At 47.1% G+C, this 12559-nt stretch carries 10 protein-coding genes and 1 pseudogene; 4 read left to right on the top strand and 7 right to left on the bottom strand.

All coding sequences use genetic code 11. The features are described 5' to 3' along the window. Window positions 1–73 precede the first annotated feature (73 nt). A complete protein-coding gene (locus ACI1P2_RS05140; RefSeq protein ID WP_355317498.1) occupies window positions 74–664 on the bottom strand; it encodes a TetR family transcriptional regulator in 591 nt (196 codons plus the stop codon). Window positions 665–953: 289 nt separating this feature from the next. Here ACI1P2_RS05140 and ACI1P2_RS05135 point away from each other — a divergent pair, with 289 nt between their 5' ends. Beyond that, window positions 954–2315: an APC family permease gene (locus ACI1P2_RS05135; protein ID WP_355317496.1), complete on the top strand. Its 1362-nt coding sequence runs from the start codon at window positions 954–956 to the stop codon at window positions 2313–2315. 12 nt (window positions 2316–2327) lie between these two features. Here ACI1P2_RS05135 and ACI1P2_RS05130 read toward each other — a convergent pair whose 3' ends face one another. The 5 genes from ACI1P2_RS05130 to ACI1P2_RS05110 form a co-directional block, all read right to left on the bottom strand. Continuing rightward, window positions 2328–2855: a PadR family transcriptional regulator gene (locus ACI1P2_RS05130; RefSeq protein ID WP_355317495.1), complete on the bottom strand. Its 528-nt coding sequence runs from the start codon at window positions 2853–2855 to the stop codon at window positions 2328–2330. 225 nt (window positions 2856–3080) lie between these two features. Next, complete coding sequence (locus tag ACI1P2_RS05125; protein WP_355317493.1) at window positions 3081–4586, bottom strand: efflux RND transporter periplasmic adaptor subunit; 1506 nt, start codon at window positions 4584–4586, stop codon at window positions 3081–3083. 28 nt (window positions 4587–4614) lie between these two features. Continuing rightward, window positions 4615–6150, bottom strand: a complete 1536-nt coding sequence (locus ACI1P2_RS05120) for a DHA2 family efflux MFS transporter permease subunit (protein WP_355317491.1) — start codon at window positions 6148–6150, stop codon at window positions 4615–4617. A gap of 12 nt (window positions 6151–6162) precedes the next feature. Then, window positions 6163–6816, bottom strand: a complete 654-nt coding sequence (locus tag ACI1P2_RS05115) for an HlyD family secretion protein (RefSeq protein WP_355317489.1) — start codon at window positions 6814–6816, stop codon at window positions 6163–6165. A gap of 295 nt (window positions 6817–7111) precedes the next feature. Continuing rightward, the gene (locus ACI1P2_RS05110) at window positions 7112–7714 is read right to left on the bottom strand and encodes a TetR/AcrR family transcriptional regulator (RefSeq protein WP_355317488.1); all 603 of its coding nucleotides are present in this window, start codon (window positions 7712–7714) and stop codon (window positions 7112–7114) included. A gap of 228 nt (window positions 7715–7942) precedes the next feature. Here ACI1P2_RS05110 and ACI1P2_RS05105 point away from each other — a divergent pair, with 228 nt between their 5' ends. Next, the gene (locus tag ACI1P2_RS05105; protein ID WP_355317486.1) at window positions 7943–9442 is read left to right on the top strand and encodes a DHA2 family efflux MFS transporter permease subunit; all 1500 of its coding nucleotides are present in this window, start codon (window positions 7943–7945) and stop codon (window positions 9440–9442) included. A 109-nt stretch (window positions 9443–9551) separates the two neighbouring features. Here ACI1P2_RS05105 and ACI1P2_RS05100 read toward each other — a convergent pair whose 3' ends face one another. Further along, the gene (locus ACI1P2_RS05100; RefSeq protein ID WP_355317484.1) at window positions 9552–10130 is read right to left on the bottom strand and encodes a TetR/AcrR family transcriptional regulator; all 579 of its coding nucleotides are present in this window, start codon (window positions 10128–10130) and stop codon (window positions 9552–9554) included. 355 nt (window positions 10131–10485) lie between these two features. On the opposite strand from ACI1P2_RS05100, the gene ACI1P2_RS05095 reads away from it, so the two are divergent. Next, window positions 10486–11847, top strand: coding sequence for a DJ-1/PfpI family protein (locus tag ACI1P2_RS05095; RefSeq protein ID WP_355317482.1), 1362 nt, complete (start codon window positions 10486–10488; stop codon window positions 11845–11847). A 458-nt stretch (window positions 11848–12305) separates the two neighbouring features. Then, window positions 12306–12559, top strand: a pseudogene (locus ACI1P2_RS05090) (transposase); the annotation flags it as partial.

The raw sequence follows: 12559 nt of genomic DNA, 5'->3' as shown, positions 1-12559 counted from the left end.
AAAATGAATGAACATCAGTCATTTTGGCGGGGATGAAGGCCTTTCAGCCATTCATTGTGGTATAAAGCGGCGGTTATCGTTCAAGCAGCATGGATCTTTTCAAAAATTGGAACACCTCAGCCTGCGATTGTTCACGTGTAATATCCTGGTCGCGTCCGATGAAAAAGCGCTCGGCGGCGTTCTCCACCAGATTGATCACCAGCTTGCCCGTCCACGGGATGTTCAGCTCCGGAATTACTTCCTTGTTGTCTATCGCCCGCTTCATTTCAGCTTCAAACCACTCGTAATACGGCTTGTAGATCGTCTCCCACATTTCCATGGAATGATCAATGGCCAGCCCGGAATAAACGAGGACGATGACATCCTTGTATTCATCCGTGATGTTGTAAATCTCCTCGATAAAAATCTGCATAAACTCCGGAAAATCTTTGCGGTTCTTCGTTTTGTCCCGGACCTTCTCCATCGTAATGGAGATCAGATTCTGGGCGATGGCGGGAATTAAAGCGTTTTTCGAGCGAAAATACAGATAAAACGTGCCCTGCGCGACCCCGGCTCTCTTGACGATGTCCGAGATGGATGTGCTGTGCAGCCCTTTTTCCGAAATGATCTCAATCGCGGCCTGTAGAATGGCGTTGTATTTATCATGTACTGTGCTTGTTGTCAACGGTTTGCCCTCCTATGACTGAATATCATTCATTTCCCATTTCCTGTGTTCTACTTTACCGTATACTTGCATGCAAAGCAACATCATGCCGTAGTTTATTTTGTTAACTTACATAACATAAAAGCGAAAAAATCAACTTGAAAAAGAAAAAAACTACGGTATATACTATGACTCATAAACTTGAAACGGGTAAAGGAGTGGTTCAAACGCCAATTACGGAATGTTTTCTGACATGAATCTGCAGGTGAACCTTGTTTTAATGCTGTTCATGAATGGAAGGAGGAATGGTATGAAAGAGGAAAATTCACTAACGCTAAAACGCTCGCTGAACACATGGCAGCTCATTCTTCTCGGTCTCGGATTTATGACTCCCATGGTTGTGTTCGACACGTTTGGTATCGCCTCGGAGGAGACGGCCGGGCATGTTCCGGCTTCATATGTGGCGGCACTGGTTGCACTGCTTTTCACGGCCGGCAGCTACTGCTTTATGATCAGGGCTTTTCCAAATGCCGGCTCGGCATATACTTATACGCAAAAATCGTTCAACCCGCATCTGGGGTTTATGGTCGGCTGGCTTGCACTTATGGATTATATGTTTTTGCCCATGGTGAATGCCCTGATCGCGCAAATTTACCTCACATCCCTGTTTCCGCAAGCCCCTGCCTGGATCTTTGTTGTGCTGTTCGTGGGCATCGTTACGGCTATCAATTTGCTGACTGTTAAAGGAACCGCCCGCCTGAACGGCTATTTCGTGCTGCTTCAGCTGCTCGTTGTCCTTGTCTTTATCGGGGTTGCCGTATGGGGGCTGCTCCAGGGCAAAGGCTCGGGCCGGATCTGGTTTCCGGAAGCCTTCTTCTCCACCGATATCAGTACGTCCACCCTTATTTCCGGCGCGACCCTGCTTTGTTTTTCCTATCTTGGCTTTGATGCGGTCGCCGGTTTTTCGGAAGAAACCGCCACGCCGACGAAGACGATTCCCCGCGCTCTTTTCCTTACCGCTTTGATGGGCGGCCTGATGTTTACTGTTACCTCCTACTTTGCGCAAGCTTTATTCCCGAATGTATCCGACTTCAAAGATCCGGAAGCTTCGACTCCGGAAATCGCCCTTTATCTGGGAGGCGCTATTTTTCAGGCCATTTTTCTGACCGCCGGTTTTGCAGGCACGATCGCCTCGGCTATTTCTTCCCAGGCCAGCGTATCGCGGCTGATGTATGCGATGGGCCGTGACGGTATGCTCCCGACCAACTGGTTCCGCTATCTTCATCCGCGTTCGCGCACCCCGATTTTTAATACGCTGTTTGTGGGCCTGATCTCTTTGACTGCCGTTTTTTTCAGTCTGGACACAGCTGCTTCGTTCATCAATTTTGGGGCTCTTACTGCCTTTACCTTCGTTAATCTGGCTGTGATAGCCCACTATGCAGTTCGCGGCAAAATGCTGCGCAATGCCAGGGAAATCCTGTGTTATCTCGTGATTCCCCTGATCGGCGCTGCTTCCATGATTGTCCTGTGGATCAATCTTGACATGCATTCTCTCATTCTGGGGCTATGTTGGGCCGCACTCGGGTTTATTTGTCTGCTGTATTCCACCAAAGGCTTTAGAACGACACCCGGCAATCTGGCAGTGTCTGCCCGGCTCGACGAAACGGTATAAGGCGGCAATAGGCTACTGATTTTGTAAAAGAACCAGGAGCTTATTAAACATCCGGATTTCCAGCTGTATGCTTTCCGTGATCACTTCACTCATCAGCAATTTAAAGTTTGGATCAACCGACTCAAACTCCGCTGCGAGCACTTTTTCTTCCAGTTCCTTTAATTTCTTTTCAAAGCGCTCTATGATTTCTTCCACATAAAAAACCAGTTTTTTAGTGTCAACATATTCAATAAATGGTAATGCTGCAAACAAGGATCTCATGGACTTGGCGTTTTTAAAGCTTTTATAAATCTCTTCTTTAAAGTCCTCCCGGCCTTTTGCAGTGATACTGTAGGTTATTTTGTCGGGACGGTTCTCTGTGTGGATGATTTGAGATTTTTGAATAAGCTCCTTTTTCAGCAAGGCCTCGAAATTATAATACAGATTGCCATCCGTCACATTTACTGTATTATTCGTACCCTGTACTATCCTTTTTTTTACATCATAGGGATGATAGTCGCCTTTGTGCAGCATTCCCAAGATGAATATTTGAAGAGACAAGGTTGTCTACCCCCTTAGAAATTCTGTAATCTTATGAAATACGTACCGTCCATTCTAGTTATTTTACACCATTACGCCTTAGATGCCGAATTTTCTCCACTGGTTTTACCGATAACCCAATCGAAATGAAACAGGGGGCACCGGCTTTCGCCCATATCATGGCGGCTGGTCCCCCTTTCTCGATCTATTGGATGATTAAATTTTCAAGATCCGAACGTATAGCACTTAAGGATGTGAAACGGTAATCGCTGCATTGTCAGCAAGAAGCGCCTGGTTGTTTACGATAACCTGGTCACCATTTTCAAGGCCATTGGCAACCAATGCTTGTGTACCCGATTCTTCTCCTACGCTAATCTCCTTGCGTATAGCATGGCCGTCAACAGCCACGTACACGTAGGACTGGTCGCCGTCTTTTTCAATCGCCTTCGTTGGAATAATGATTCCTTCCTTAGCATTTGTATCCACAAAGCTTACATCTGCCAGCATCCCGGATTTCAGCTTGCCGCTCGTATTGGCGACCGCTACTTTCACCGGAAAACCGTTGCCATTCGCATCATCGGAGCCTATGCTTTTGACCTTGCCTGTCGTCAATGTGCCTGAAGCGGCTACGCGAACCTGTACGGCATCACCAGCCTTGATATCATTAATCCGTTCGGCAGGCACATAGATTTCCAGATTGACACTGTCCAAATTGTGGATGACAAGCGCCGGGGATGAAGTGGGGGCTAATTCACCAGCTTCAATATTTTTACTTTTAACAATCCCTGTTATAGGCGAAGTGATGACCGCATTATCCAGTGAATTTTGGGCAATTTCAACGTTAAGCTGTGCTTGCTCCAGCTTTTGCCGGCTCGCTTCCACCCCTGCCGTGCTCTGTGCTACTTCCAATTGCTGCTGGGCATTTTGGTAACCGCTATTGGCGTTTTCATAGCTGTTTTTAGCATTTTCGTAAGCAGCTTTGGCCGTGGACAACGCTTTTTGGGCAGTGGTTAATGATTTTTCTGCGGCGGCCAGCTGGTTTTCCGCATTGGATTTCGCATTCAGCGCATTATCATAGGCTGTCTGCGCGCTCACCTGAGCAGCCTGTGCTTCTTCCAATTGCACCTGTGATGCCAGTGAGCCGGCGTAAAGTGATTGCGTTCGGGTCAAGTTCTTTTTCGCATTCTGCAGCGCCTCCTGCGTCTGCTTTACCGTATTGCTGGCCGTAGAGACGGCTGTCCGGGCCTGCTTCAATCCGGTTTGCGCCTGATCAACAGCCGCCCCAGCCTGATTGATTCCTTGCTCTGCTTGCGTAATTGCGCTTTTGGAGGAGATGACACCGTTCCGCGAGTTCACGATGCCAGAGTTCGCGGATACCACGCCGGATTTGTGCGAATCTTCTGCGGAGGCAATGGCTGCCTGCGCAGCCGCCACATCGGACTTGGCAATTTTTAATTTATTGCGCAGATCATCATCTTCAAGCTTAAACAGCACCTGCCCCTTTTTTACCTCGCTCCCGACATCAACAGCTATGCTGGACACTTTGCCGGAAATTTTGGGAGTAATATTCACCGTTTCCGATGAGGTGATTTTTCCTGTATAGATCTCCTCTCCTCCGATCACCCCTTTTTGCGCCTGGCTTACCTTGACCTTAATACTTATATCCTGAGCAGCCTGGCTGCCCTGCGAGCAACCGGATAAAATGCCGGTTCCCAGCAGCAATACAGCAGCAGTCGCTTTCCACTCTTTCATCTATGCTCCGTCCCCTTTCTTTCCGTGCTTATGCTTGAATTTCCGCAGCTTCGTCCTTTGCTGCTTTTCGTTTTCGTCCGGTAATGAACAGGAAAATCATCGGTATCGAACAAAATAGCGGTATGGATGATAACAGGAAGGTATCCGCAATTCCCCGGGAATACGCATCCAGAGAAATTAAACCTGATACTGTAGAAGTCCACGAGCTCCCAAGGGTCGATTGCAATATTTGTGCGCCTTCCGGTGTGATCGATTCGGCAATATGCTGGGTATGCAGCGCCGTACGGCTTTGCATGAGGAACGTAAGAATCGCAATGGCCATCGAACCGGCGATCGTTCTGATCAGGTTGGAAGCGCCTGAAGCATTTCCGACCTTATGGTTTTCCACAGCATTCATCCCGATCGTAGACAAAGGCATTAAGCATAATCCGATTCCTATTCCGCGCAGTACGGTCACCACCTCAAACCACAAATGGGATGTCTGTGGTGTCAGCAAGTGAAGATGATAGGTCATTACACTGGTTAATGTCATCCCCACCAGACCAATCGGTACGATTCCCACCTTATCCAGCAGCTTGCCGGCGATCGGCATCATAAGGGCCATGGCCACAGCCTGCGGGAGTAAAATAATCCCTGTATCTACAGGAGATACAGACTGAATATTTTGCAAAAATAACGGCGCCAGAAAAGTACCTCCATACATCCCCATCATGACAAAACTGGAGGCAATGACACTCACGGTGAATTTATAATTTTTAAACAATGAGATATCGATAACCGCATTGTCTTTGCCGCTCTCGACAACGATGAGAAATACCAGCGACCAGAATGCGATAAAGAATAAAGAAACAATTTTAAAAGAACCCCATCCGTCCGATGACCCGCTGGAGAGCGCGTACAGCAATGTGCCCGCACAGGTGGCCGCTAACAGAAACCCAATAATATCAAACTTTATCGGTTCGCCCTTTGGCGGTTCCTTGATCAATAACACAACCATCAGAATGGCGAATAGTGCAACCGGAACACAAGCGATAAACAGAAATCTCCAGTTAAACCATTCAATCAAATAACCGCTCAACGTCGGGCCGATGGCAGGTGCGGCCATGGAGGAAATGCCCCAGATCCCGATCGCCAAACCAACCTGCTCGCGTGGAATGATTTTATACACAATGGTCATACTGAGCGGAATAATAACGCCTCCGCCAAGCCCGGCAATAATACGGGCCACTATCAATGCCATGTCATTCCAGGCAAATATGCATAAAGTTGTGCCTAAAGTGAAAACGGAAAGTGCGCCGATCAAAAACTTTTTATAGCCGAACCGCTGCTCCATGAAGCCTGTAATCGGAACGATAATGCCGGAAGCAAGGGTATAACCGGTAATGACCCACTGAATTCGTGTGGTGGTAGATCCTAAATCCGTAGTCAATTGCGGAATCGCCACGTTAATCAAGCTGTTATTCAATACGGCAACAAAGGCGCCCAGCACAATGGCTAAGAAAGCCAGCCAGCGTTCTCTCGATGAATCGTCAGGAGGAGCAGCGGTTATTGTATTCGAATCCATGCCAATCCCCCTCTATGGAGTATGAATTCTGACTTCAACGTTGGTCCCCGGAATCAATCGCATTCCCTCCGGCACGTTCAGGGCAATTTTCACGGGAATCCGCTGTGTAACCTTGTTGAAGTTGCCGCTCGTATTCGTTGCGGGAATTGCAGAAAATACGGAGTTGGAAGCTTGCCCGACTTGGCTTACTTTCCCCTGAATGATCTGACCGCCCGCTGCATCCAACGTGACCTCGACGGCCGCCCCCGGTTTGATCCGGCCGATGTCGGTTTCTTCAATATTGGTTGAAACATACAGATTGTTCATATCCACCATGACCGCTACCACGGAGCTTGGTGCTGCAATCTCCTGCTCCCGGGAGTAGATTTTAATCACCGAACCGTCAATGGGCGCGCGCAGCACGGCTTTGCTGACGGAAGCGGAGTCCAGGCCGGACACATCCTGCGCGGCAATCATCTCATCCTTCTTGAGCACATCGCCTTCTTCGACATAAATCTGATCCAGCTTGGACGTGATTTGCGGCATCACTTTATATTGATCCGCGGCAATCCGCGCATCATCGCTTGTCACATAATGTGCGCCCTGGTACCAGTAATAGTAGCCTAGCGCCCCGCCGCTCAATATAAGCAAGACAATAAGTACTGAATAAATTTTCTTCTTACTCACGAACTCCACCTCAGTAGGCTGAATTTTTTTGGCGAACTCACTTTAAAAATCCCTCGTAAAATGGTTGGAACCACCTTTTATTGGCAGATTCCTGAAGGAACACGCTCCTTTTTGTGTGTTTTTAATCTAAACATATTACTTTGTACAGAGTAATAGACGATGAGAATTTTAGCCAACTCCGGGCGGATTGTCAATATAAACATAAAAAGATCAGGGCCATATTCACATGAAAAAGCTCTCGCAACCAATCCGGAAGCGGGAGCTGTTTGCAAGATATCTGTCGAAATATCTCAATTTATTCTTTCTCTTGATGATGCCCTAACAGCACTGAAATTTGTTTGGCAAGAAAATGCGGAGTATACGGCAGATCATTTCTCAGCCAGCCGACAATCGTTCCAATTAATGCGGAGGAATAGTGCCAGATAGCAATGTCTTTGGGAACCCCTGACTTTGAGATGATGGTGTCGCTTTCTGAATTATGGATCGGGAGAGAAATCATTTCTGTTAACAGCTGCAGCAAACGTTCCGTGAAGATCGGAATTCTTTTTGAACCAAGTATGATTTTATAAAATTTGGAGTTTTCGGAGATATGCTCAAGCAAAGACACCAATCTAAAAAAATGAATCTCTTCCATGGAATTGTTGTTCACAGGCACCTCATGATTCAGTACATGCTGAATGTCCTTGACCATGTCATCCGCCATCTTCTCCAACATATCAGGGATATCACGATAATGCAGATAAAAGGTCACACGATTAATGGTGGCCCGCTCCGCAATCCGATTGACGGATATTTTTTCAACTTCAATTTCTTGCAGCAGATCGATAAGGGCATCCTTTAACAGCTGGCGTGTTCTGATGATCCTGGGATCAGTGCGATGTTTTTTATGTTCATTCATAGGTTGGTTTCAACTCCTGTATTTGGTGATTTACAATTTTTCGCTTTTTGTCTATTATTTAAAATTTAAAAAACACATAAAAGATATTATGTTAACTAATTTACATATTGGCTGAATACGTCGCTTGAAATACTTCACATTTTAAATTTATTATTTAATTTATATAGTGTAAATTATCCTACACTTTGTAAAGTAAGTCCAGACAGAGATATGAAAGGATGGAGCCAAATGAGTAAAGCCATACAAACAAATAGCACCATAAAAAAAGGCCCCATCTTGTTTACCATGATTTTGGGCGCCTTTCTTGCGACACTAAATCAAACGATCATGAGTGTTGCCACACCGGAACTGATGACTGATCTTCATATTTCTGCGGCAACCGCCCAGTGGCTGACAACGGGATACATGCTCGTGAACGGTGTGCTGATCCCGATTACAGCCTACTTAATGCAGCGATTTACGACCAGACAGCTGTTTCAAGCTTCGATGTTGTTCTTTTTAATCGGCACGGTCGTTTCCGCCTTTGCAGGCAGCTTCCCCGTTCTATTGACCGGGAGAATGATTCAGGCAGCCGGGGCCGGCATTATTATGCCGCTGCTCACGAATGTCATCCTGACGCTATTCCCTCCGGAGAAAAGGGGATCGGCCATGGGAATGATGGGATTTGCTATTATTTTCGCTCCGGCGATTGGACCTACTCTTGCCGGTTATGTTCTGGAAAATTATGCGTGGGAGATGATGTTTTACGGCATGATCCCGCTTGCTCTTATTGTAATCCTGTGCGGATTTATCTTTCTGCGGAATGTATCGGAGCCAAAAGTGATCAAGTTTGACATGCTCAGCGTCCTCCTTTCCACCATTGGAATGAGCGCATTGCTGTACGGCTTCAGCCTGGCAGGCAACAAAGGATGGACAAGCCCGGAAGTATTAGGCTCCATCATCGCAGGCCTCGCTGCTCTTGCTTTGTTCACTTGGCGTCAGCTGGTGTCCCGCAATCCTTTGCTGGATCTGCGGGCCTTCAAATACAATATGTTCACCTTAACGACGATCATTAATATCGCGGTTACGATGGTCATGTATGCGGATATGATGCTGCTGCCTCTCTATCTGCAAAATGCCCGCGGCTACACCGCTCTGGAATCCGGTTTGCTGATGCTGCCCGGGGCGCTGGTGATGGGCTTCCTGATGCCGGTTACGGGCAAGTTGTTTGATCGTTTTGGCGCGAAGTGGCTGTCCATTATCGGTCTGGTCATTACAATTGTCACCACGCTTGGTTTTATTAACTTGACGGATTCAACCAGCTACACCTATCTGCTTCTGATGTCAACAGGCCGCCGGATCGGGATGGCATTGCTGATGACACCGCTGCAAACCGCTGGTTTGAACCAATTGCCGAACAGACTCAATACACATGGCACGGCCATCTCAAATACAGTTCGGCAAGTAGCTGGCGCCGTCGGCACTTCCCTTCTTGTCACTGTAATGACTAACCGGACAAACACGCATATGCAGAATATGATCGCTTCAGGCGCGGCACAAGAGACGACAAAAGAACACTTGATTTTGCAAGCCAATATTCAGGGTATCAATGATGCCTATCTTGTTATTGTTGGGATCGGAGTCATCGCATTGCTGCTTTCCTTTTTCATTAAGCGTGTGAAACAAGCCGCTGACGTTGAGGAAGAACCTAAAGCAGGTTTGAAAAGGGCAATCCGTACAGAAGCATAATGTCATATGCAAACAGGCAGTTGGCCGCATAGTTAAATTAACAAGGGGCTGTTCCTGAAGTCATGGAAGATGACTTAGGGACAGCCCCTTTTCGCCTGCAATATCATGTTCATTCGGAGGATGCTTCTTTACCAAATGTTCTTAATATACAAGCAAGCTGCTCATTCATATATTCCGGGCTGTGGGCAAAACCGTCCTTGCTCCATTGAATAAGCAGCCCCATGATTGCGTTTGTCTGATAAGCTGCCTGCAATGAGGCGTCCAGTTTATCGAACTCGAACTGTGAAGCACTGCCTTGAATCAAGCTTTTGATTTTCTCAAAAAGTGAATAGTAATAGGAAAGTGAAGAATTCTTGTCAAACACGATTTCATAAAATTCCTGATACTTTTTGACATGATGAAAGATACGAATGGTTGAGGGATCGAGATGGCTGGAGGTGATGCGGGACGTATGCCGGTATGGTTCGTAGTAGGATTCCTCCAGATCTTGCAGCAAGTCGTGAAGATGCTCGTCAAACAAGGCCCTGATGTCCTTATAATGCAAGTAAAAGGTTCCCCTATTCACTTCAGCCTCGCGGCAAAGCGAAGACACGGAGACCGACTCCAGTGTTTTTGTTTTTAACAAAGCCAGGAGTGCCTGATGCAGCGCTTTTTTCGTCTTGATGACTCTTACATCATTTTCATTCATATTCACTATTTCCCTTTCATATAAACGCTTGCCCGATTTGATAATTGACATTTTGAGACGTATCTGTTCAATAACTTCGATATAAAGAGTATTATATAACGCCATATGAGAAGTGTATAGTTTTTTGCTAGTACTGCGTTGTCGAATAGCCCCTTCGAGTCATATTCAGAAAAGATCCTGTCGGCTATGATGATAAAGCAGTGACATGGCGATATCCGGAAATAAACTTTGACTGGACCTAAGTCGGGGGAAAATAACCGTCTGCGGATGGTTTTTCCATTTGTCTTTTCCTATTATCCTTTAATCTAGAAAGTCAATAACAAATATTTATTTGCTGATTAAAGGAGAGGGAAAATTGAAAAAAGTATGGCGTGTCATTGTATATGCGTGCGTTACGATTCTGGTGGTAGGAGGAACCGGAGCGTTCGGTTACATGCGCACGATGCAGGAGTCTATGTCGGTCTACGATAAGCCAGTTCCTGCTTCTTTACAAAGCGTCCAAGCTCCTGCCTATGATTCGAAAAAGCCGACAGTAGCCGTTATATTGGCGAATGAAGTGACCGAGGTGTTCGATTTTCTCGTACCTTACGAAATGTTCTCTATGACAGGCTCATACAATGTGTTTGCGGTTGCACCCGACAAAAACGTCAAATCGTTGACAGGCGGTCTTGATATCGTTCCGCATTATACTTTTGATGAATTAGATCAATTGACGGGTAAAGGTCCGAATATCATCGTCATCCCGTTCATGCCGATTTTGGATGAAGCGAAATACAAGCCTGTTCGCGATTGGATAAGGCAGCACTCGGGCAAGGAAACGACATTACTGTCCATCTGCAACGGTGCCGAGAATTTGGCCGATACCGGCCTGCTGGATGGAAAATCTGCAGCAACGCACTGGGGAGATATCGGCAGGTTGGAAAAGAAATATACCGAAGTTACTTGGAAGAGGGACCAGCGCTACGTGGCTGACGGCAATTTGGTCTCGTCAGCCGGCCTGACTTCGGGGATCGATGCAACCCTGTACGTCATCTCCCAGCAAATGGGCGAGCCCACTGCTGAGAAAGTGGCGAAGGAAATGAATTACCCATCCTACCATTTTGTTCAGCATCCGCAAATGGAGCCGTTCACTGCCGGATTGAGCGATGTCGTCTATATTCTGAACAACGCCTATCAATGGGGCAAGAAGAAAGACGGGATTCTGCTGTATGACGGTGCCGACGAACTCATGTTATCCTCTGCTTTTGACACTTATGGAGCTTCCGGAACGACGACAACAATAACGGTATCAAGTAAACACGATCCGGTCGTGACCCGGCATGGTCTGAACCTCGTCGCCCGATATCAAATTGCAAATGCTCCGAAACTCGACAGAATGATTTTCGTAGGCCCGAACGTGAAGACGGTCGCTGCGGGCGATATACGGAACTGGAACGAAAACGGTGGAGAGGCTGAACAGCTTTACCTGCACACGGACTCACCCGAGCGGTTCGCGATGGAACCAGCGTTTGAAGATCTGGCAAGGCAGGAAGATGTCAGGACGGCCAAATTCGCTGCCAAGCGGCTCGAGTACCGTGCCACAAGTCACTTTAAACTTGAAGGAGCCTCTTTTTCGTACGAAGCGTTCGGCATTCCGATCGGTGTCGGCATGTTGTCTCTGTTCGTTCTTTATGTAGCGGACAGACGTTTCATAAGAAAAAAGAACATCTCCACATAAACCGGGATGAAAAAGAAGCATTGCAGACGTCAGGTCTGGATGCTTCTTTTTCGTTAGAGAGACTACTGGAGTTGACGCTGAATCAAAGCAGACACTTTTTTCTAGCTTTCTTGGAAGAAGGGGATTCGCCCCGCTCAGAGTCTAGTATCCAGAGCGAGACGGGTGTCTATAGAGTATGGTGTTTGTGTTCGGTGTTTGGTGTTTGGTGTTTGGTGTTTGGTGTTTGGTGTTTGGTGTCTGGTGTCCGTTGCCTGACCTCTTCATACAACTTTGCATGATTATCCCTTTCGCTCAGAATGCGGGGGTTGAGTGAGCCTAGGGGAAGGAATAAAGAGAAAAGAGATACGAAAAAAGAGGCAGCTCTAGTGGGATGTTCGGCTTGAAATGGGAACATATGTTTGATATAATGAGAAAAAGAACTTACGTTCGTATATCATTGATTCGGGGGGCGAGCAGACATGGAAGTCCAAGCGGAAACAGAACTTCAATCCTTTAGCAGTCTTTATCACAACGAGCAGGACTGCATGGAGGCATTGATCTCGATGAAGTGGCCGAACGGTTTCGTCTGCCCCGCGTTGCGCTCACACCCGCTGCAGTCGTCTGACTTCCCGGCGCATTCCCATGTTCGAGTGCGCCAGGTGTGCGCATCAAACGTCGGCTTTGGTCGGCACGATTTTTGAACGAACCCATCTCCCCCTGACCAAGTGGTTCC

Source organism: Paenibacillus jiangxiensis, assembly GCF_046098255.1.
GTDB lineage: Bacteria > Bacillota > Bacilli > Paenibacillales > Paenibacillaceae > Paenibacillus > Paenibacillus jiagnxiensis.
The sequence above is the reverse complement of the archived record's forward strand: the minus strand, read 5'-3'. Positions and strand labels throughout refer to the sequence as shown.

Coding starts and splice junctions, on each gene's coding strand:
- ACI1P2_RS05135 (WP_355317496.1), top strand. CDS start 954: ATGAAAGAGGAAAATTCACTAACGCTAAAACGCTCGCTGAACACATGG.
- ACI1P2_RS05125 (WP_355317493.1), bottom strand. CDS start 4,586: ATGAAAGAGTGGAAAGCGACTGCTGCTGTATTGCTGCTGGGAACCGGC.
- ACI1P2_RS05120 (WP_355317491.1), bottom strand. CDS start 6,150: ATGGATTCGAATACAATAACCGCTGCTCCTCCTGACGATTCATCGAGA.
- ACI1P2_RS05110 (WP_355317488.1), bottom strand. CDS start 7,714: ATGAATGAACATAAAAAACATCGCACTGATCCCAGGATCATCAGAACA.
- ACI1P2_RS05105 (WP_355317486.1), top strand. CDS start 7,943: ATGAGTAAAGCCATACAAACAAATAGCACCATAAAAAAAGGCCCCATC.
- ACI1P2_RS05100 (WP_355317484.1), bottom strand. CDS start 10,130: ATGAATGAAAATGATGTAAGAGTCATCAAGACGAAAAAAGCGCTGCAT.